This window comes from Pseudomonas algeriensis, from assembly GCF_048847255.1.
Taxonomy (GTDB): domain Bacteria; phylum Pseudomonadota; class Gammaproteobacteria; order Pseudomonadales; family Pseudomonadaceae; genus Aquipseudomonas.
This window is the reverse complement of the sequence record NZ_JBKKRK010000015.1, coordinates 1-20,241: the sequence shown is the minus strand read 5'-3', so window position 1 is coordinate 20,241 and position 20,241 is coordinate 1. Positions and strand designations below refer to the sequence as shown.

Annotated in this window: 16 protein-coding genes and 1 pseudogene; 2 read left to right on the top strand and 15 right to left on the bottom strand. The window is 61.2% G+C overall.

What is annotated here, in order from left to right; all coding sequences use genetic code 11:
• Window positions 1–8 precede the first annotated feature (8 nt).
• From hutI to hutC, 10 genes are all read right to left on the bottom strand, one after another.
• Entirely contained in the window at window positions 9–1,211 is a 1,203-nt protein-coding gene (gene hutI, locus ACLK1G_RS20070; protein WP_420767013.1) for an imidazolonepropionase, read from the bottom strand.
• A 125-nt stretch (window positions 1,212–1,336) separates the two neighbouring features.
• Entirely contained in the window at window positions 1,337–2,869 is a 1,533-nt protein-coding gene (gene hutH / locus ACLK1G_RS20065) for a histidine ammonia-lyase (RefSeq protein WP_420767012.1), read from the bottom strand.
• Window positions 2,870–2,999: 130 nt separating this feature from the next.
• The gene (gene hutH / locus ACLK1G_RS20060; RefSeq protein WP_420767011.1) at window positions 3,000–4,523 is read right to left on the bottom strand and encodes a histidine ammonia-lyase; all 1,524 of its coding nucleotides are present in this window, start codon (window positions 4,521–4,523) and stop codon (window positions 3,000–3,002) included.
• Window positions 4,524–4,733: 210 nt separating this feature from the next.
• A complete protein-coding gene (locus ACLK1G_RS20055) occupies window positions 4,734–5,564 on the bottom strand; it encodes a quaternary amine ABC transporter ATP-binding protein (RefSeq protein ID WP_420767010.1) in 831 nt (276 codons plus the stop codon).
• A complete protein-coding gene (locus tag ACLK1G_RS20050) occupies window positions 5,561–6,412 on the bottom strand; it encodes an ABC transporter permease (RefSeq protein WP_420767009.1) in 852 nt (283 codons plus the stop codon). Before ACLK1G_RS20050 ends, ACLK1G_RS20055 begins: the two co-directional genes overlap by 4 nt.
• 71 nt (window positions 6,413–6,483) lie before the next feature.
• On the bottom strand, window positions 6,484–7,452 hold the full coding sequence (locus ACLK1G_RS20045; RefSeq protein WP_420767008.1) for an ABC transporter substrate-binding protein: 969 nt from the start codon (window positions 7,450–7,452) through the stop codon (window positions 6,484–6,486).
• Window positions 7,453–7,522: 70 nt separating this feature from the next.
• Window positions 7,523–8,989 carry a purine-cytosine permease family protein gene (locus ACLK1G_RS20040; protein ID WP_420767007.1) on the bottom strand — a complete coding sequence of 489 codons (1,467 nt, stop codon included), beginning with the start codon at window positions 8,987–8,989 and terminating at the stop codon, window positions 7,523–7,525.
• 178 nt (window positions 8,990–9,167) lie between these two features.
• A complete protein-coding gene (gene hutU / locus ACLK1G_RS20035) occupies window positions 9,168–10,856 on the bottom strand; it encodes a urocanate hydratase (RefSeq protein ID WP_420767006.1) in 1,689 nt (562 codons plus the stop codon).
• A gap of 346 nt (window positions 10,857–11,202) precedes the next feature.
• Window positions 11,203–11,772 carry a HutD/Ves family protein gene (locus ACLK1G_RS20030; RefSeq protein ID WP_420767005.1) on the bottom strand — a complete coding sequence of 190 codons (570 nt, stop codon included), beginning with the start codon at window positions 11,770–11,772 and terminating at the stop codon, window positions 11,203–11,205.
• A complete protein-coding gene (hutC, locus tag ACLK1G_RS20025) occupies window positions 11,769–12,479 on the bottom strand; it encodes a histidine utilization transcriptional repressor HutC (protein WP_305501386.1) in 711 nt (236 codons plus the stop codon). The genes ACLK1G_RS20030 and hutC overlap by 4 nt, the downstream gene beginning before the upstream one ends.
• Window positions 12,480–12,624: 145 nt before the next feature.
• Here hutC and ACLK1G_RS20020 point away from each other — a divergent pair, with 145 nt between their 5' ends.
• Window positions 12,625–13,989, top strand: coding sequence for a formimidoylglutamate deiminase (locus tag ACLK1G_RS20020; RefSeq protein WP_420767004.1), 1,365 nt, complete (start codon window positions 12,625–12,627; stop codon window positions 13,987–13,989).
• A gap of 115 nt (window positions 13,990–14,104) precedes the next feature.
• On the opposite strand, the gene ACLK1G_RS20015 is transcribed toward ACLK1G_RS20020, so the two are convergent.
• Together ACLK1G_RS20015 and ACLK1G_RS20010 are read right to left on the bottom strand one after the other, a co-directional pair.
• Window positions 14,105–14,674: a lipocalin family protein gene (locus ACLK1G_RS20015; protein ID WP_420767003.1), complete on the bottom strand. Its 570-nt coding sequence runs from the start codon at window positions 14,672–14,674 to the stop codon at window positions 14,105–14,107.
• 43 nt (window positions 14,675–14,717) lie between these two features.
• Complete coding sequence (locus tag ACLK1G_RS20010) at window positions 14,718–14,972, bottom strand: hypothetical protein (protein ID WP_003186715.1); 255 nt, start codon at window positions 14,970–14,972, stop codon at window positions 14,718–14,720.
• 285 nt (window positions 14,973–15,257) lie between these two features.
• Here ACLK1G_RS20010 and ACLK1G_RS20005 point away from each other — a divergent pair, with 285 nt between their 5' ends.
• Window positions 15,258–17,150, top strand: a complete 1,893-nt coding sequence (locus ACLK1G_RS20005) for a methyl-accepting chemotaxis protein (RefSeq protein ID WP_420767002.1) — start codon at window positions 15,258–15,260, stop codon at window positions 17,148–17,150.
• A 92-nt stretch (window positions 17,151–17,242) separates the two neighbouring features.
• On the opposite strand, the pseudogene ACLK1G_RS20000 reads toward ACLK1G_RS20005, so the two are convergent.
• From ACLK1G_RS20000 to ACLK1G_RS19990, 3 genes and pseudogenes are all read right to left on the bottom strand, one after another.
• Window positions 17,243–17,838, bottom strand: a pseudogene (locus ACLK1G_RS20000) (DUF924 family protein).
• Between the two features lie 3 nt (window positions 17,839–17,841).
• Complete coding sequence (locus ACLK1G_RS19995) at window positions 17,842–18,852, bottom strand: class 1 fructose-bisphosphatase (protein WP_420767001.1); 1,011 nt, start codon at window positions 18,850–18,852, stop codon at window positions 17,842–17,844.
• 212 nt (window positions 18,853–19,064) lie between these two features.
• Window positions 19,065–20,027, bottom strand: a complete 963-nt coding sequence (locus ACLK1G_RS19990; RefSeq protein WP_420766129.1) for an IS110 family transposase — start codon at window positions 20,025–20,027, stop codon at window positions 19,065–19,067.
• Between the last annotated feature and the right edge of the window lie 214 nt (window positions 20,028–20,241).

The following is a 20,241-nucleotide window of genomic DNA, read 5'->3' as shown; positions in this document are numbered from 1 at the left end:
CGTTCTCCTCAATCGATTTCCACGCCGTGACGCACGACGCGTTTTTCCAGCTCGCCACCGAGCCAATAGGACAGGTCAGCGGGGCGATCGATGTCCCAGGCGACAAAGTCCGCTACCTTGCCCGCTTCCAGCGAACCATGGGTCCCGGCCATGCCCAAGGCTTGAGCCGCGTGGATCGTCGCCCCAGCCAGGGCTTCTTCCGGGGTCATACGCAAACAGGTGCACGCCATGTTCAACATCAAGCGCAACGACAATGCCGGCGAGGTGCCGGGGTTGAGGTCGCTGGCCACGGCGATTTTCACGCCGTGCTTGCGCAGGGCATCCATGGGCGGCAGCTGGGTTTCACGCAGGAAATAAAACGCCCCTGGCAACAACACCGCCACGGTGCCGGACGCGGCCATGGCCTTGGCGTCGTCCTCGGTCATGAACTCCAGGTGATCGGCCGACAGCGCCTGGTAGCGCGCCGCCAGGCTGGAGCCATTGAGCGACGACAATTGTTCAGCGTGCAGCTTCACCGGCAGGCCCAATTGCTGCGCGGTGATAAACACCCGCTCGACCTGCGCCGGGGAAAAGGCCAGGTACTCGCAAAAAGCGTCAACGGCGTCCACCAGCCCTTCAGCCGCCAACGCGGGCAGCATTTCAGCGCAGATGTGCTCGATGTAGTCATCGGCGCAATCCTTGTATTCCGGCGGCAAGGCGTGGGCCGCCAGGCACGTGCTGCGCACACTGACCGGAAGCTCGGCACCGAGGCGGCGGATGACGCGCAGGATCTTGCGCTCGCTGGCCAGGTCCAGGCCGTAGCCGGACTTGATTTCCACCGTGGTCACGCCATCGCGCATCAGGCTCTTCAGGCGTCTGGCGGCGCTGGCGAACAGCTCGTCCTCACTGGCGGCGCGGGTGGCACGCACGGTGCTGGCGATGCCACCGCCGGCCGCCGCTATTTCGGCGTAGCTGACGCCTTGCAGGCGCTGTTCGAATTCACCGCTGCGGTTGCCGCCAAACACCGTGTGGGTGTGGCAGTCGATCAGCCCCGGCGTGACCCAGGCGCCCTTGAGGTCGTTGACCGCCGGATAGTCGCCCATCGGCAGTTCGGCACGGGGGCCGATCCATTGAATGTGCTCGCCCTGGGTGACGATGGCGGCGTCTTCGATGATCGAGTAGACGCCCTGGGCCATGGTGGCGGCGTGGCAGTTTTGCCAGAGGGTTTTCATCCCGGTTTCCTCGTCGCGTTCAAAATCGAATCGCGAGCAGGCTCGCTCCCACAAGGGTCAGGGTGTACCCAAATGAATGTTCAACCCCTACCCCTGTGGGAGCGAGCTTGCTCGCGATGAGGCCCTTACAGACTCGGCAACAACTGCGCCGTGACCAGCTCGTTCAGGCAGCGACTCGCCAACAATTCACTCGCTGCATTGATATCCGGGGCAAAGAATCGGTCCTTCTCATAGAACGGCACTTCTGCACGCAACAGACCCCGGGCCTGTTCCAGCTTGGCGGAGGTCTTCAAACCGCCGCGCAGGTCCAGCCCTTGGCACGCCGCCAGCCACTCCACCGCCAGGATCCCGCGGGTGTTCTCGGCCATTTCCCACAGGCGCTTGCCAGCGGCCGGGGCCATGGAGACGTGGTCTTCCTGGTTGGCCGAGGTCGGCAGGCTATCCACCGAATGAGGATGGGACAGCGCTTTGTTTTCACTCGCCAGCGCCGCCGCTGTCACCTGGGCAATCATGAACCCGGAGTTCACACCGCCATTGGCCACCAAAAACGGCGGCAGCTGCGACATGTGCTTGTCCATCATCAGCGAAATGCGTCGCTCGCTCAGGGAGCCAATTTCGGCAATCGCCAGGGCCATGTTGTCCGCCGCCATCGCCACCGGTTCGGCGTGGAAGTTGCCGCCGGAAATCACATCGCCCTCGGCGGCGAACACCAGCGGGTTATCCGACACGGCGTTGGCCTCGATCACCAGCACCTCGGCGGCCTGGCGGAACTGGGTCAGGCAGGCGCCCATCACTTGCGGTTGGCAACGCAGGGAATACGGGTCCTGGACCTTGTCACAGTTCTGGTGCGAATCGGAAACTTCGCTGCGCTCGCCCAGCAGGTCGCGGTAGGCCGCGGCGGCATCGATCTGGCCTTTCTGGCCGCGAGCCGCATGGATGCGCGCATCGAATGGCGAACGCGAACCGAGCACCGCTTCGACAGTGAGGCTACCCAGGGCCAGGGCGCCAGCGAACAGGTCTTCGCCTTCGAAAAGGCCGCGCAAGGCAAACGCGGTGGAGACCTGGGTGCCGTTGAGCAGCGCCAAGCCTTCCTTCGCGGCCAGGGTCAGCGGCGCGAGGCCAGCAACTTTCAAGGCGTCGACGGCCGGCAGCCATTCGCCCTTGTAGCGGGCCTTGCCTTCGCCCAGCAGCACCAGGGACATGTGGGCCAGCGGTGCCAGGTCACCGGATGCGCCCACCGAACCTTTCAACGGAATGTGTGGATAAACCTCGGCGTTGATCAGCGCGATCAGCGCATCGATCACCTGCCGACGAATGCCCGAGAAACCTCGGCTCAGGCTGTTGACCTTGAGCACCATGACCAACCGCACCAGCGCATCGCTGATCGGCTCGCCCACACCGGCGGCATGGGACAGCACCAGGGAACGCTGCAGGTTTTCCAGGTCCTCGCTTGCGATGCGAGTCGAGGCCAGCAGGCCGAAACCGGTGTTGATGCCATAGGCGGTGCGGTTCTCGGCAAGAATCTGTTCCACGCACGCAACGCTGGCTTCGATCTGCGCCGACGCACTGGCATCAAGGCTCAGGGTGACCGGTTGCTGGTAGATGTCGCGCAATTGAGCCAGGCTCAATTGGCCGGGAATCAGGTTTAAGGCAGTCATTTATTGCTCCTTTTGAGAGTTTTGTTTTTTCATTCGCCAGTCGCTCCGGAATGCTCCGTTATCCGTCACCTTCGCTTTTTGGGCGATGCCTAGGGGCTATAGGTGCCTTGGCACGCTGGCGCTTTTTTGATCAATTCAAATTCGGTAATACGTTTTTCAGGAGGTGCGGGTCGCTGAGCAGCCCGGCGGCACTGGCGATGTCCGGCGCCAGCCAGCGGTCCTGGTCGTAGGCCGGAACGCGCTCGCGCAGCAGTTTCCAGGCGATGTCGGTGCCGGCGCCGAAGCGCTGCGCCTTGAGAAACTCGAAGGCCTGGGCCGCCAGCAGGTACTCGATGGCGAGGATCTGCGTGCAGTTTTCCAGCGCCCGGTGCAGCTTCAAGGCCGCGTTGGTGCCCATGCTCAAATGGTCTTCCTGCAACCCGGAGGTGACGAAATTGTCCAGCACCGCCGGTTGCGCCAGTTGCTTGTTCTCCGCGCACAGCGACGCGGCAACGTATTGCACGATCATCATTCCCGAGTTCACGCCCGGGTTGGCGACCAAAAATGCCGGCAAGCCGCTGACGTGAGGATTGATCAGGCGGTCGAGGCGACGCTCGGCGATCGAACCGATCTCGGCCATGGCAATCGCCAGCAGGTCCGCCGCCAACGCCACCGACTGGCCGTGGGGATTGGCCTGGGACATGACCCGGAAACTCTCCGGCGTACCCAGCAGCATTGGGTTATCGGTGACGGCGTTGAGCTCGGTTTCGATCTGTTGCCGTGCATGCTCCAACTGATCGCGAGCGGCGCCGTGAACCTGGGGAATCGAGCGGATGCTCAAGGCATCCTGGGTGCGGATACCCAGGCTCGAAGCAATGACTTCGCTGCCATCGAGCAACGCGCGCAAATTCGCACCAACCTGTTGCATGCCCGGGTGTGGCTTGAGGGCGACGATCTCGGCATCGAACGCGGCAATCTGCCCGCGCTGGGCCTCGAAGCTCATGGCACCGATCACGTCGGCCCATTGCACCAGCCGCGTGGCATCGGCCAGGGCCAGGCAACTGAGCCCGGTCATGCACGGCGTGCCGTTGACCAGGCACAAACCGTCCTTCGCTCCCAACTGCACCGGCTGCAGGCCTTCTGCGGCCAAGGCCTGTTGCGCCGGGACGATCTGCCCGCGATAGCTGACTTGCCCAACGCCCAACAGCGCGATACCGATGTGGGCCATGTGGGTCAAGTAACCCACTGAGCCCTGGGACGGCACTTGTGGCGTAATGCCGCGATTGAGCAACGCCAGTAATGCCTCGACCGCCCGGCGATGGATACCGGACTTGCCTTGGCTGTAGTTGTGGATGGCGGCGCAGAGAATCGCCCGGGTCTGCTCGTCGGCGAGTGCCGGGCCGACGCCACAGGCGTGGCTGAGCAGGGTGTTGCGCGACAATTGGCTGAGCTGTTCGTCCTTGAGCGAGACATTGCACAAGGCGCCCAGGCCGGTGTTGACGCCATAGGCACGCTCGCCGCTTTCGACGATGCGCTGGACGATGGCCTGGGCATTGTCGATCCGCGCCCAGACCTGGGCCGACAGCTCGAGCGTAGCGCCGAAGCGGGCGACGGCGACTACGTCCTGCCAGCGCAGGGGGGCGCCGGTGATGATGATTTTTTCAGCCTGGGACATCTCAAACCTCATTCCAAATTCTCAGTGCGCTGTCTCTTGGGCTGAAGGCATCACTCCCGTGGCGAGGGAGCTTGCTCCCGCCCGGCCGGGCTGGCGCTCCAGCGCGTAGGGGCCGCCTCTTTTGGGTCTGCTACGCAGCCCAGCGGGAGCAAGCTCCCTCGCCACAACAGCCTTTCAGCCAAAAATAGCTGTCCGCCGGCCACATCAGCCTTACACCACCGCAGCCCGGCGCTGCACGAACCGATCGACATACTCATCCGCCGGCGAGTGCAGGATCTCTCGCGGCGTGCCGACCTGAATCAGCTTGCCGTCCTTGAGGATCGCAATGCGGTTGCCGATGCGCACGGCCTCGTCGAGGTCGTGGGTGATGAAAACGATGGTCTTGTGCAGGGTCTTTTGCAGCTCCAGCAACTGGTCCTGCATTTCCGCGCGGATCAGCGGGTCGAGGGCGCTGAAGGCTTCGTCCATGAGGATGATGTCGGTATCGGCCGCCAAGGCACGGGCCAGGCCGACGCGCTGGCGCATGCCGCCGGAGAGCTGGTGCGGGTATTTGTTCTCGTAGCCTTTCAGGCCGACGGTGTTGATCCAGTGCAGCGCGCGCTCGGCGCACACCTGCTTGCTTTCGCCGCGCACTTTCAAGCCATAGGCGACGTTGTCCAACACGCTCTTGTGGGGAAGCAGGCCGAAGCTCTGGAAGACCATGCTGATCTTGTGCCGACGAAATTCGCGCAGGGCGTCCATGTCCAGCTGCAGGATGTCCTCGCCGTCCACCAGGATGGCGCCGCTGGTTGGGTCGATCAGCCGGTTGAAATGGCGCACCAGGGTGGATTTTCCGGAGCCCGACAGGCCCATGATCACGAAGATCTCGCCGGTGCCGATGCTCAGCGACAGGTCATTCACGCCGACCACGCAGCCGGTCTCGGCCAGCACCTGGTCCTTGGTCTTGTTCTGGCGGATCAGCGCCAGGGCTTCGTTGGAGCGGTTGCCGAAAATCTTGAAGACATTTTTGACTTCGATCTTGCTGATGACTTCGTTGCTCATTTGCTCACCTCGTGCCGCGGACGACCATAGGCCTGGGTAATGCGGTCGATGACCACGGCGAGAATCACGATGGCCAGCCCCGCTTCCAGGCCGCGCCCGACGTTGAGGGTCTGGATGCCCACCAGCACGTCTTCACCCAGGCCACGGGCGCCGATCATCGAGGCGATGACCACCATCGACAGGGCCATCATGGTGGTCTGGTTGATCCCGGCCATGATGCTCGGCAGGGCCAGGGGCAGCTGCACGCCGAACAGCTGTTGCCAGCGATTGGCGCCAAAGGCGTTGATGGCCTCCATGACTTCACCGTCCACCTGGCGGATGCCCAGGTCGGTGAGGCGAATCAACGGTGGCGCGGCATAGATCACCGTGGCGAAAATCGCCGGGACCTTGCCCAGGCCAAACAGCATCAACACCGGAATGAGGTACACGAAGCTGGGCATCGTCTGCATGATGTCCAGCAACGGCATCAGCACCGAACGCAGGCGGTTGCTGCGCGCCGAGAGGATGCCCAGCGGGATGCCGATCATCACCGAGATCAGCGTCGCCACCAGCATCAGCGCGAGGGTCTGCATCAGTTTGTCCCACAGGCCCACCGCACCCACCAGGAACAGCAGGCCGACGATCACCGCCGTGGCGACGACCTTGCGGGTGGCGTGCCAGGCAACACCGCCGACGATGGCCAGCATCAGCCACCAGGGTGCCATGCGCAGCAGGCCTTCAAGGCTGACGATGGCCCACAGCAACGTGTCGGAGATCTGCCGGAACACATCGCCATAATTGGTCACCAGGGCGTCGACCCAACCGTTGACCCAGTCGGCGATGGAGAAGGTAAAGCTTTCGGGAAACATAAGAGACTCTCGATCAGGTGGATGCGGTGAACGTCCCGGCCCGCCCTCTGGCTGGCCGGGAAATATTCGACCTACAGAGCCGCGTCGATTTTCTTGGCTGCGTCTTCGCTGACCCAGGCATGCCAGACTTCAGGATGTTCCTTCAGGAAGATCTTCGCCAGCTTCGGCGACTCGATCCGCTCTTTGGCCATGCGGCCGAGGTTCTGGTTCAGGATATCGATCGGCAGGTTGACCTTTTCCAGCACAGCCACCAGCTCCGGGGCTTCGTCGTGGAAGGTCTTGGACAGGCCGACCTTGATGCTCACGCTTTTATCCACGCCCGGTTTTTCTTCCAGTTTCACCAGGTCCACCTGGCCCATCAGCGGCGTTGGCGACCAGTAGTAGAACAGGATCGGCTCGCCACGCTTGTAGCTCGACAGCACGGCTGCATCCAGCGCCGGGCCGGTGCCCGGACGGAAGTTGGTATAAGTCTTTTCCAGGCCGTAGCTCTTCAGCATTTCGCTGTTGTCGAGCTCGCACGTCCAGCCGGCCGGGCAGTTGTAGAAGCGACCCTTGGACGGTTCCTCCGGGTCCTTGAACACGGCGGCGTACTGGCCCAGGTCGGCGATGTTCTTCAGGCCTGGCGCCTTGGCTTCCAGCTTGCGCTTGGCATCGCCTTCGATCACGTAGCGTGGCACGTACCAGCCTTCGATGGCCCCCACCACCGGCGCACCGACGCCCACCACCTTGCCGGCCTTCTCGGCCTTGTTCCACACTTCGCTGCGGCCGACCCACTCTTCGGCGAACACCTGGATGTCGTTGCTGCTCAGGGCATTTTCCATGGTGATGGAGTTGCCGGGCAGGCTATCGGTCTTGCAGCCGTAACCCTTGTCCAGCACCACTTGCATCACGTCGGTCAGCAGCATGCCGCTTTCCCAGTTCAGGCCGGCGAACTTCACCGGTTTGCCCGACTCGCACCAGCCTGCCGCCTGCGTGGCGCCGACACTGGCCAGCAGGCCCATGGACAGCAATGTGGTCAGCAGGGTCTTGTTCGATTTCATTATGTGACGCTCCTAATCAGTTGGATTGGCTTACGGCAGTCAAGAGGCATCTAGCCCTGTCAACGTCCCATCAGACCGCTTGGATGCGGCCCGCCCTGCTCGGTTGTGCGTCAACCGCGTCCTGCTCGACCGGCAGGATCAATTGATCGGGTACGGCGCTGTGCCATTTTCTAGCGATGACGTAGTACAGCACCGCCGGAACCACCAAGCCGATGATCCACGAGATATCCACACCGCCCATGGCTTCCACCAGCGGACCGGTATAGAACTTGGTGGCGATGAACGGCAACTGGACCAGTACGCCGAAGACGTAGACGCTGATACCCAGTGCGTTCCAACGACCGTAGCGACCGTTCGGATCGGCGAGTGCCGGCACGTCATAGCGCTCACGGGTTATGCAGTAGTAGTCCACCAGGTTGATCGCGCTCCAAGGCGTAAAGAACGCCAGCAGGAACAGGATGAAGGACTTGAACGCACCGAGGAACGAGTGCTGGCCGAGCAGCGCGATCAGGGTCGCGGCGCCGACAATGAACAGCACGAACACCAGGCGTTGCACCCGCGTTACGTTCAGGTGACCACGGAAACCGCTGATGATGGTCGCAATGCACATGAAGCTGCCGTAGGAGTTCAGCGTGGAAATGGTGACCTTGCCGAACGCGATGCTGAAATACAGCAGCGCGGCGGTGGCGCCGGTGCCACCCAGGCCAACGATATAGGCCACTTCGTGGCCGGCGAACTGCCCGTTGGCCGAGGCGGCGGCAAACACACCGAGGATCATCGCCACCTGCGCGCCGATGACTGAACCTGCACCTGCGGCAAAGAAGGTTTTCACCGAGGACGTCTTGCTCGGCAGGTAACGCGAGTAGTCCGCGACGTAGGGGCCGAAGGCGATCTGCCAGGAGGCCGCGAGCGACACCGCAAGCAGGAAACTGCTCCAACTGAAGTGGCGGATCTGCAGGAGTGCGCCCACATCCGTATGGCTGATCAGGCGAGCGAACAGGTAAACAAAGGCGATCACACCGATGATGCTGGCGACACGGCCGATCCAGTGAATCACCCGATAACCAAGCACCGTGACCAACACGATGACACTGGCGAAGATGAGGATGCCGACACTGTCGCTGACGCCAAACAACTGGCCCAGCGCCTGGCCGGATAGCACGGTGCCCGTTGCGGTGAAACCCAGGTACATCAGGCATACCAGCACGATCGGGATGGCCGCGCCATATACACCAAACTGCACCCGGCTGGAGATCATCTGCGGCAGCCCGAGCTTTGGCCCTTGGGCGGCGTGCAACGCCATGACACCACCGCCGAGCAACTGGCCGATCAGCAAACCGATCAACGACCAGAACACATCACCCCCCAACACCACCGCCAACGCACCGGTGACAATGGCGGTGATCTGCAGATTGGCCCCCATCCAGAGGGTGAACTGGCTAAACAGATGACCGTGTCTTTCCCCTTCCGGGATGTAGTCGATCGAGCGCTTCTCGATCAACGGCTTGCTGCTATCGCGTGTGCTGGTGACAGCCATGGTTCAACCTCTGTGGATTGTTCTGGTTCGAACGATGCTCTTATTTGTGGGAGCGAGCCTGCTCGCGATGAGGCCGACACATTCGATACATGCGTTGGCTGACAGGCCGCCACATTCGATACATGCGTTGGCTGACAGGCCGCCATCGCGAGCAGGCTCGCTCCCACAGTTTTTGCACTTACTTGCCAGTGATCATCGGCAGGTTGAGCCCCTGCTCCTTCGCGCAATCGATCGCGATCTGGTAACCGGCGTCGGCGTGGCGCATCACGCCAGTGCCCGGGTCGTTATGCAGTACGCGAGCAATCCGTTCGGCCGCTTCGTCGGTGCCATCGCAGACAATCACCATGCCCGAATGCTGGGAGAAGCCCATGCCGACGCCGCCGCCGTGGTGCAGCGATACCCAGGTCGCGCCGCTGGCGGTGTTGAGCAATGCGTTGAGCAGTGGCCAGTCGGAAACGGCGTCGGAACCGTCCTGCATGGATTCGGTTTCGCGGTTCGGGCTGGCCACGGAACCGGAGTCCAGGTGGTCGCGGCCGATGACGATCGGCGCCGACAACTCGCCGCTGCGGACCATCTCGTTGAACGCCAGGCCCAACTTGGCGCGTTGGCCCAGGCCAACCCAGCAGATCCGCGCCGGCAAGCCTTGGAAGCTGATGCGCTCGCGAGCCATGTCCAACCAGTTGTGCAGGTGGGCGTCGTCGGGGATCAGTTCCTTGACCTTGGCGTCGGTCTTGTAGATGTCCTGCGGGTCACCGGACAACGCCGCCCAACGGAACGGGCCAATGCCGCGGCAGAACAGAGGACGGATGTAGGCCGGGACGAAACCCGGGAAGTCGAATGCGTTTTCCACGCCTTCTTCCTGGGCCATCTGACGGATGTTGTTGCCGTAGTCGAAGGTCGGCACGCCCATTTTCTGGAATTCGAGCATCGCTTTGACGTGGACGGCCATCGATTGCTTGGCGGCCTTCACCACGGCGGCGGGTTCAGTCTTGGCGCGGGCACGGTATTCGTCCCAAGTCCAGCCGGCAGGCAAGTAACCATTGAGTGGGTCGTGGGCGCTGGTCTGGTCTGTGACCATGTCCGGGCGCACACCACGGCGGACCATTTCTGGCAGGATTTCAGCCGCGTTCCCACACAGTGCGATGGAAATCGCCTTGCCTTCGGCGGTGTATTTCTCGATGCGCGCCAGGGCGTCGTCCAGATCCTTGGCTTGTTCGTCGACGTAACGGGTTTTCAGGCGGAAATCGATACTCACCTGCTGGCACTCGATGTTCAGCGAGCACGCACCGGCCAAAGTCGCGGCCAACGGTTGCGCGCCGCCCATGCCGCCGAGGCCGGCGGTCAGGACCCAGCGGCCCTTGAGGTTGGAGTCGTAATGCTGGCGGCCGGCCTCGACGAAGGTTTCATACGTGCCTTGCACGATGCCCTGGCTGCCGATGTAGATCCAGCTGCCGGCCGTCATCTGGCCGTACATGGCCAGGCCCTTGGCGTCGAGCTCGTTGAAGTGTTCCCAACTGGCCCAGTGCGGCACCAGGTTGGAGTTGGCGATCAGTACGCGCGGGGCATTGCTGTGGGTCTTGAACACGCCCACCGGCTTGCCGGACTGCACCAGCAGGGTTTCATCGTCATTCAGATGGGTGAGGCTTTCGACGATCTTGTCGTAGCACTCCCAGTTGCGCGCCGCGCGCCCGATGCCACCGTAGACCACCAGCTCCTTGGGGTTCTCGGCCACTTCCGGGTCGAGGTTGTTCATCAGCATGCGCAGCGGCGCTTCGGTCAGCCAGCTCTTGGCGGTCAGCGTGTTACCGCGAGGGGCACGGATTTCAACGTCACGGTATTTTTCAGGTTTGCGGGTAGCGTCGGTCACAGCAAAAACTCCTCAGCGATCAATCCAGACCAGCCCGGGCAGTGGGCAGCGATTAAGCGAACGTAGCGTTGAATGCAGAGGACTCATACGCATACGTCTTTACTTGTATGTACAAGCATATGCAATCAAGCGGCCAACTTGTTGAAGGGCTAATCAAGAAAAATTGAAGAATCGGCGAGAAGCCTCGTAATAGAAGGGCCGCCAAGCTGCATGAAATTTTTGGAGGAGGTTTTTGGGAAGCAATCAAAAGGTCATAAAAAGCGTGGTATTGCGCCACGCTGGGGCGTTCGGTAACAAGTTGGTGCGCCAGAAGGAACAACGAACACACCTTTTGTGGCAAGGCGCCTTAGTGGGCCGTCAGCTCGATCACGCAGCATTGGCCGTGGGTAGTGATGTCCAGCAGCCCAGCGTTACCGCTCAGTTGCAGGCAGTCATAAAGCCCCAGTGCCTCGACAGTTTCATCCATCTTGACCCTCAGCGTCGGAGCGGCACTGAACACCAATACCGTTCCCGCCTCGCTGAAAAAACGCTGCTGGCCGCCCAGCCATTGCAGCCGCGCGCGGTAACGCTGCGGCGCGTAGATCAGGTTGAAGTCGCGAATCGGCCCCTCCAGCAGCGTGCACTGCACTTGGCTCTCGCCGCTGAAGGCAAACGGTTCCAGCGAATGCAGCGGCCGCGTGGCGTGGCCATCGACAGTCAGCGTCATGCCGCCACCTTGCAAGACCGTGATGATCCGTTCGTAGCCAGCGAAGGTGGAAAAACCACCCGATTCACCGATATCGGCAATGGACAGGCGCCAGCCGAAACCTTCCAGGCCGGTGCCGGCATCGCGGGTGATTTCCTCGGTGCTGCCACCGCCGTTTTTCCACGGCATGCGCGGGTAATCCGCTGCGCGTAAAACCTTCAATTGGCTCATTTGTGGAAACGCCCTTCCAGACTGTGACGCGAGCCCGGATGGATCAGGCGTGCGGCGGTCACCGGCTGGCGACCTGACCAGGTACGACGACGGATCAACAGGCACGGCTCGCCCCGCTCGATCTGCAACAGCTTGCATTCACTCGGCTCCGCCAGGATCGCCTCGACCACATGCTCACCTTCGGTCAGCGGCGCAACCTGGTTCAGGTAGGCATAAGGCGTTTGTTGAGTGAAGTCCTGCTTGAGGTAATCAGGCGCCACCAGCGCGTTGACGAAACGGTCCTCGATTTGCACAGGAATGTCGTTTTCGAAATGCACGATCAACGAATGGAATACCTTCTGGCCTTCGCGCATGTCCAGGGCCAGCGCCCGCTCGGAACCGGCGGCCTCTTCTTCCAGGGTGATGACCTTGCACGTATGGCGATGACCACGGGAGGCGATTTCATCCGCAATGTTATGCACTTCGAACAGTGCGGACTGGCTCTTGGGCTCGGCGACGAACGTGCCGACGCCTTGCATGCGCACCAGCAGGCCATCAGCGGTCATTTCCCGCAGGGCCCGGTTGATGGTCATGCGGCTGAAGCCCAACTGGCTGACCAGTTCGCTTTCCGATGGCACACGGTAATGGGGCGGCCAGTTTCCACTGTCGATCTGCTGGGTGATCATTTGTTTGACGCGGGCGTACAAGGGCGCCGGACTGTCACCCATGGTTGCGGCCAGCGGCGGTTTGGCAGGCGGAGTCGGCACGGCGTATTCCTGTTCTGCGAATGTTGATGACTAGCTTGCCGGAGTTTACCGGGCAGGCAAACGTCTGTATATGTATATACAAATTACACGCAACGAGGTTCAACCGATGTCCGCCTTCTTTGCCGAGCGTGCGCTGCTGCCTGATGGATGGGCCAATGATGTACGCCTCGAGGTCAACGCCGAGGGCGTCTTGACCCATGTCCAGGCCGATTCCCACGCAAACGGCGCCGAACGGCTCGGCGGTCCCCTGCTTCCGGGCATGCCGAACCTGCATTCCCATGCGTTCCAGCGGGCCATGGCCGGGCTGGCGGAAGTGGCGGGCAATCCCAATGACAGTTTCTGGACATGGCGCGATCTGATGTACCGCCTCGTCGGCAAAATCAGCCCCGACCAGCTGGGCGTCATCGCCCGTCAGCTTTACATCGAAATGCTCAAGGCCGGCTATACATCGGTTGCCGAATTCCATTACGTACACCATGACACCGACGGCAGACATTACGCCGATCCGGCCGAACTGGCCTTGCGTATCAGCCAGGCCGCCGGTGACGTGGGCATTGGCTTGACGCTGCTGCCGGTGCTTTACAGCCATTCCGGTTTCGGCGGCCAAGAGCCCAACGACGGGCAGCGCCGGTTCATCAACAGCACCGAAAACTACCTGAAGCTTCAGTCACGCTTGCAGCCGATCCTGGCCGGGCAACCGTCCCAGGCGTTGGGCCTGTGCTTCCACTCGCTGCGCGCCGTGACACCCGGGCAGATCCACGATGTGCTGGCCGCCAGCGACCGCGATTGCCCCGTGCATATCCACATCGCCGAACAGCAAAAGGAGGTTGACGACTGCCTGAGCTGGAGCGGCGCGCGTCCGCTGCAGTGGCTGTATGAAAATGCCGAGGTGGATCAACGCTGGTGCCTGGTTCATGCCACCCACGCCAATCCACAGGAAGTCAGCCTGATGGCCAAGAGCCGGGCAATTGCCGGTCTGTGCCTGACCACGGAAGCCAACCTGGGTGACGGAATTTTTCCGGCCGTGGATTTCCTAGCCCAAGGCGGGCGGATGGGCATCGGCTCTGACAGCCATGTGTCGTTGAGCGTCGTGGAGGAATTACGCTGGCTGGAATACGGCCAGCGGCTGCGGGACCAGCGCCGCAACCGGTTGTACCGAACGGATCAGCCGATGGTCGGGCGTACCCTGTATGACGCCGCACTGGACGGTGGCGCCCAGGCGTTGGGCCAACCGATCGGCGCATTGGAAGTCGGCAAGCGCGCCGACTGGCTGGTGCTCGATGGCAATGATCCTTACCTGGCCACGGCGACCGGTGACGGCATTCTCAATCGTTGGCTGTTTGCGGGCGGCGATCGCCAGGTGCGCGATGTGATGGTCGGCGGAAAATGGCAGGTTCGCGACGGCCGTCATGCCGGCGAGGAAGAAAGCGCCCGAGCGTTTAGCCGGGTGCTGCGCGAACTGCTGGGCTGACGACAATTCAATGTGGGAGCGAGCTTGCTCGCGATAGCGGATTCTCCATCAACATCTATGTTGACGGTAAAGGCCTCATCGCGAGCAAGCTCGCTCCCACAGGTGTTCTACTCCATCAGTCCGAAGTCTTGGCCATCTGCCGGTCCGACGCACGCCAGACCAACCGCGTCGTGTCGTAGCCCTGCTGGCGCGCCTTGCTCAGCAGTTCTTCGCGCACATCGACATTGACCGTTGGCGTGCGCGACAGCAACCACATGTAACGCCGGCTCGGATCGCCAACGATGGCGGTCTTGTAGTCATCGCTGACATACAAGACCCAATATTCTCCCTTCGCCACACCCGGCAGGATCCGCGAGAACCAGGTATCGAATTCGACCCAGAGCTTGTCGGTCTTGCCTGGCACCTGTGGGTAAGCGGTGCCCCGGGCTTCTTCCCACTTCCAATCGGAAGTCAGGCAGCGGTTGAACACATCCACGTTGCCGTCGGGCTTGAGGGTGTAATGGGCTTCGGATTGCGCGCAGTTGCGCTGGAAATACATCGGTAGGCGGGCCAGCTCGTACCAGGTCCCTTGGTAACGCTTGAGATTGACACTGTTGACGGTCTTGGGCGCCAACGGGTCTACGCCAGAAGTGGCACAGCCGGCCAATACCAGGCCAGCCAAAAGCACAAAAACTAACCGCATCATTATTTTTTTCTCCCGTGGGCGCTTGGCCCCGGTTTACTTCAGGTTACTTCAGGCCTTGGCCGGAAAACATCAACACTTTGTCACCGGCGTACTGCACGCTGATAAAGCTTTTCTGGTCGCCCCAGGTGCAGCTGGACATGCCGAGCGCGCCCGAACAGTCAGTCGGCTTCCCCAGCAACGTCTCGACTTCGGCCTTGGGCATGCCCGCCGACAGCTTCGAGTAGTTTTCCTGGTTGACCTTGCTGCATGCGGTCAATACGACGCACATGAACAGCAGGGCGATAGATCGCAGCGACATGGTGTAACTCCTGGAGCGGAAGGGAGGTGGCAGGGTGCCAACCTGAACCTTAGAAGAGAAAACCCCTATCTGGTTCCCCGACGCCCCCAGTATTTATTGGTTGTCCCGAGGGTTATCGACGGGTGAAACAATCGAACTGTGACGCCGTCGTGCCTTTCGTCGGGATGAGTCCATCGACGCCTGATGCGCCGGGCTTGCGGGCCGATAAAAAGTAACAGCGTAAAATCCTGTGTTATGGCAAATTGACACCCCTTTTTGACCCGTCCCTCCGCGGTAGCGTTCTTAATGACCAGAAACATGAAATTCAGCCACAAAATCCTGTTGGCTGCCGCCCTTGTGGTGGCCGTCGCATTCGCCTGTTTCATCCTGTTCAACGATTACCGCCAACGACAAAGTCTGTATTCCAGCACCGAGACCTCCATGCAGGAGCTCGGCAGCCTGACCAGCCGCAATATCCAGACGTGGGTCGAAGGCCGGATCCAACTGCTGCAATCGCTGGCCCAGCAAATCGCCATCGATGGCAGCAGTGCCGACAGCCTGAAACGCGCGGTGGGCCTGCCTGCCTACACCGGCAATTTTCAGCTCAGCTATTTTGGCGGCACCGACGGCGTAATGTTTTCGGTGCCGGCCGGCAATCGCGCCGCCGACTACGACCCGCGCGCCCGTGGCTGGTACAAGGCCGCCAACAGCGCCCAACAGACCATCGTCACCGAACCCTACATCGCCGCGTCTTCGGGCAAGCTTGTGATCACCGTTGCCACGCCGGTACAGCGCCAGAACCAGATGATCGGCGTGGCGGGGGCGGACATCGACCTGACCAGCGTCAGCGCCATCATCAACTCGCTGAACTTCGGCGGACATGGCCATGCGTTCATCGTCAGCGCCGATGGCAAGATCCTCGTCCACCCTGACAGCAAGCGCGTGCTCAAGACCCTCGCCGAGGCCTATCCCAACGGTGCGCCGCAAGTCAGCCCGGGCATGAAGGAAGTCGAGCTCGACGGCAAGACCCAGTTCATTTCCTTTACCCGAGTCGCCGGCGTACCCGGCGCCGACTGGTACGTGGCGCTGGTGCTCGACAAGAGCGCGGCGCTGGCGATGCTCAGCGAGTTCCGCACCTCGGCCCTGATTGCCATGGTCATTGCCGTGGTGTTCATCATCGCCCTGCTGAGCATGCTCATCCGTGTATTGATGCGACCGCTGCTGATCATGGGCCGCGCCATGCATGACATCGCCGAAGGCGAAGGCGACCTGACCCGCCGCCTGACCATCCACGGCCATGATGAATTCGGCGCGCTGGGCACTTCGTTCAACCGTTTCGTCGAGCGTATCCACGCTTCGATCCGCGAAGTGGCTTCCGCCACGGGCCAGGTCAATGAAGTCGCCCTGCGTGTCGTCAGCGCCTCCAATTCGTCGATATACAACTCCGACCAGCAAGCGTCGCGCACCAGCAGCGTGGCCGCGGCCATCAACCAGCTTGGCGCCGCCGCCCAGGAAATTGCCCAGAATGCCGCCCTCGCCTCGCAGCACTCCAGCGAGGCCCGCAACCTGGCCGAAGATGGCCAGCAAGTGGTGGATAAAACCATCACGGCGATGCAACAGCTGTCAGCCAAGATCAGCGATTCTTGCGGCAACATCGAAACCCTGAACAGCAACACGGTGAACATCGGCCAGATCCTCGAAGTGATCACCAGCATTTCCCAGCAGACCAACCTGCTTGCCCTGAACGCCGCCATCGAAGCGGCCCGGGCCGGTGAAGCCGGTCGCGGCTTCGCGGTCGTCGCCGACGAGGTGCGCAACCTGGCCCACCGCACCCAGGATTCTGCGCAGCAAGTGCAGAAGATGATCGAAGAGTTGCAAGTCGGCGCGCGGGAAGCGGTGCTGACCATGACCGATAGCCAGCGCCAGAGCGAAAGCAGCGTCGGCATCGCCAACCAGGCCGGCGAACGACTGGGCAGCGTGACCCAGCGCATCGGCGAGATCGACGGCATGAACCAGTCCGTGGCCACCGCCACCGAAGAACAGACCGCCGTGGTGGAATCGATCAACGTCGACATCAATGAAATCAACACGCTGAACCAGGAAGGCGTGGAAAACCTGCAAGCCACCTTGCGGGCCTGTTCCGACTTGGAACAGCAGGCGGCGCGGTTGAAGCAGTTGGTGGGCAGTTTCCGGATCTAACGCCTGGAAGGGCCCCATCGTCGGATCGCCGCCCGGAGCGAGCTTGCTCCGGGCGGCGATCCGACGATAGCGGCATCAGCCTCGCAAAAAATTCAGAACCTGGACCCAGGCCTGCTCAAGAATTCCACTTCCTCAGCCGTGGACTCACGCCCCAACACCGCATTGCGATGGGGAAAACGTCCGAACCGGGCAATGATCTTCTGATGCCGTTCGGCATAATCCAGGTTGTCTTCGAACACCGCGCGCTGCGCCTCGGGTTGCTCCCGGACCAGTCTGACGAACCGCGACACGGCTTCGTTCTGCACCGCGAGGTTTTCGCAATGTTCGAGGACGAGGTAGATGAGACACGCTGGATTGGCCGCAGTTGCTGGTCGAAACCTGCCGCCAGACCTTGGGCCACCAACGCTTGGGCACGCAAGTCGCCGGAAAAGCTTTTGGGCGTGTCGCGAAAGATCATACGCGGGAGTTGATCCAGTAGCAGGACCAGGGCCAGCCAACCTTCCGGGCGTTGCGCCCAATCGGTCAATCCGCCGGCCAGTGCTTGCTCGACCTGTTCGCCGAAGCGCTCTTGCGCCTGGCGATCATGGCCTTTGCCAAACCACAGCTTGCCCTTGTCAGCCGCTATTTCGTCCGGCGTTTGGGCTGTGCCAAACCACCAATCGAGCAACGGCTGCCAAGGCCCGGTCATGGTTTACTCCTTGTGGTAAGCCGTGGCGCGTGCCACTTCTTCCTTCGAACCGAGGAATACCGCAACTCGCTGGTGCAGGCCCTCAGGCTTGATGTCGAGGATGCGCTGGCGACCGTCGGTGGAAGCGCCACCCGCCTGCTCCACCAGGAACGACATCGGGTTGGCTTCGTACATCAGGCGCAGCTTGCCCGGCTTGGACGGCTCGCGGCTGTCGCGCGGGTACATGAACAGACCGCCTCGGGTCAGGATGCGGTGTACATCGGCAACCATCGCGGCCACCCAGCGCATGTTGTAGTTCTTTTTCAGCGGGCCTTCTTCACCGGCCAGCAACTCGCTGACGTAGCGTTGTACCGGAGCTTCCCAGTGACGCTGGTTGGACATGTTGATGGCGAATTCCTGGGTGGTTTCAGGAATGGTGATGTCTTCGTGGGTCAGGACGAAACTGCCCATCTCGCGGTCCAGGGTGAAGCCTTTCACGCCGTCGCCCAGGGTCAGCACCAGCATGGTCTGAGGACCGTAGATGGCGTAACCGGCGGCGACTTGCTCGGTGCCGGGCTGCAGGAAGGCCTTTTCATTCAAGGCTTCGTTCTGGCTCAGGTATTCGTTAGGGCAACGCAGTACCGAGAAGATTGTGCCGACCGGCGCATTGATGTCGATGTTCGACGAGCCGTCCAACGGGTCGAATACCAGCAGGTAGGCGCCTTTCGGGTATTTGCCCGGGATCTGGTAGGCATTGTCCATTTCCTCGGACGCCATGCCGGCCAGGTGACCGCCCCACTCGTTGGCTTCCAGCAGGATTTCGTTGGAGAGCACGTCGAGCTTCTTCTGCACTTCGCCCTGCACGTTCTCGGTGCCCATGCTGCCCAGGACACCGCCCAGCGCGCCCTTGGACACGGCGTGGCTGATCTCCTTGCATGCACGCGCCACCACTTCGATCAAAAAGCGCAGATCGGCAGGGGTATTGTTGCTGCGGGTCTGCTCAATCAAATAGCGACTCAAGGTAACGCGGGACATGGACGGCTCCGAAGAATAGGGGGCGGAAAACCCGCGCAGTTTAGCGCGAGTCGGGACTTAATTCCTCCTATGAGACGGGATATGGAGGATTGAGTTCACGGGGTGGGGCCCGCTTGGGTATTTATGTTGATTGACAAGGCGCCATCGCGACCAAGCTCGCTTCCACAAGTTGACCGAGTTGCTCTAACGAATGCGGTCTATTGTGGGAGATTCTATGTTGCAGGGGAACCCTGCAGCATAGAATTAGGGCGATATTCGCTCTGGTTTTTCATCAGGGCGAATGCCACCCGACACAATTTACGGGCGAGGCTCACCAACGCTTGGGTTCTGGCGAAACCTCTTGCCAAGCAGGACTCGTAGTAAGGCTTCCAGACTGGAGACCGGCAAGCCGCCATTGCTGCGGTGTGTGCCAAGCGTCGCAGCTCGCCATCTCCTTTCTTGCTCAGGTGTCTGGGACTGTGTTTTTTTCCGGAGTCCTTTGGCCTCAGGTCCATCCCTAAAAAGGCAATGAACGCATCGCCGCTGGCGAAGTCACCTCGCATGAATGCGGTCGCCAGGCTTGTTGCCGTCAGTTCGCCCACACCCTCAATGGCTTTGCAGCGGTTGATATTCTCAGTAATTCCCGCCCCTTGGCTGGCTTCACGCAATAATTTCTGAATGGCCCGATCGCTTTGCTTGAAGGCGTCCAGTTGCTGGGTCAGGATATCTTTCAGAAGCGGTTCGCCCGACCAGCTCAGCATGAGGCTGACGCGAGCTTTGATCAGTTCTGCACGCTTGCGTAGCAGGCTTCTTAGCACTTTGTAGGCATCGGGAGGTGGTGTCCAGGCACGTAGCCGTTGCTGTTCATTCGTCAGATAACGCGCCAGCAAACGTGCATCACAAGGGTCGGTTTTTGCCCGCTGCCCAATGCTTTCACGGTAATGGGCCACACGATAGGCATCCACAACATAAACCCTGTGCCCCATCCCATGGGCCAGTTCAGCCGTATCCAGGTGATAAAAGCTGGTGGCTTCCAAGGCAATCAAGCTTTGCGCTGGCAACATTTTGAGCCAGCGGACAAGGGCTTCACGATTGTTATCGACGATTTGAATGCTTTTCAGATCCTCGCGATAAGCGACAATTTCAGCCTTGGCGACATCAATACCGATAACCGCTGGAGAGGTAAGGATTGTCATGTCGAATCCTCGGAGCTAGGGTTTAGATGCTTGTCGGGGTCTACCGTAGCGCTGGCTTGCTTCTATCGTCGGTTTTACCGATGAATTCCTTATCGGCGCTTTAGGTAGAAAGGGCGGGACGAGAAGTCTCCCACGGTCCGTACTGGCTAGAGTCGGAATCGAGCTTTTAGTCCTGCCCACCCCTTCAAGTCTAAACATACAAGCGAGCTTGCTC

Coding starts and splice junctions, on each gene's coding strand:
- hutH (WP_420767011.1), bottom strand. CDS start 4,523: ATGTCCCAGGCTGAAAAAATCATCATCACCGGCGCCCCCCTGCGCTGG.
- hutH (WP_420767012.1), bottom strand. CDS start 2,869: ATGACTGCCTTAAACCTGATTCCCGGCCAATTGAGCCTGGCTCAATTG.
- ACLK1G_RS20040 (WP_420767007.1), bottom strand. CDS start 8,989: ATGGCTGTCACCAGCACACGCGATAGCAGCAAGCCGTTGATCGAGAAG.
- hutC (WP_305501386.1), bottom strand. CDS start 12,479: ATGGGTGACAGTCCGGCGCCCTTGTACGCCCGCGTCAAACAAATGATC.
- ACLK1G_RS20050 (WP_420767009.1), bottom strand. CDS start 6,412: ATGTTTCCCGAAAGCTTTACCTTCTCCATCGCCGACTGGGTCAACGGT.
- ACLK1G_RS19990 (WP_420766129.1), bottom strand. CDS start 20,027: ATGACAATCCTTACCTCTCCAGCGGTTATCGGTATTGATGTCGCCAAG.
- ACLK1G_RS20005 (WP_420767002.1), top strand. CDS start 15,258: ATGACCAGAAACATGAAATTCAGCCACAAAATCCTGTTGGCTGCCGCC.
- ACLK1G_RS20045 (WP_420767008.1), bottom strand. CDS start 7,452: ATGAAATCGAACAAGACCCTGCTGACCACATTGCTGTCCATGGGCCTG.
- ACLK1G_RS19995 (WP_420767001.1), bottom strand. CDS start 18,852: ATGTCCCGCGTTACCTTGAGTCGCTATTTGATTGAGCAGACCCGCAGC.
- ACLK1G_RS20010 (WP_003186715.1), bottom strand. CDS start 14,972: ATGTCGCTGCGATCTATCGCCCTGCTGTTCATGTGCGTCGTATTGACC.
- hutI (WP_420767013.1), bottom strand. CDS start 1,211: ATGAAAACCCTCTGGCAAAACTGCCACGCCGCCACCATGGCCCAGGGC.
- ACLK1G_RS20015 (WP_420767003.1), bottom strand. CDS start 14,674: ATGATGCGGTTAGTTTTTGTGCTTTTGGCTGGCCTGGTATTGGCCGGC.
- ACLK1G_RS20055 (WP_420767010.1), bottom strand. CDS start 5,564: ATGAGCAACGAAGTCATCAGCAAGATCGAAGTCAAAAATGTCTTCAAG.
- ACLK1G_RS20020 (WP_420767004.1), top strand. CDS start 12,625: ATGTCCGCCTTCTTTGCCGAGCGTGCGCTGCTGCCTGATGGATGGGCC.
- ACLK1G_RS20030 (WP_420767005.1), bottom strand. CDS start 11,772: ATGAGCCAATTGAAGGTTTTACGCGCAGCGGATTACCCGCGCATGCCG.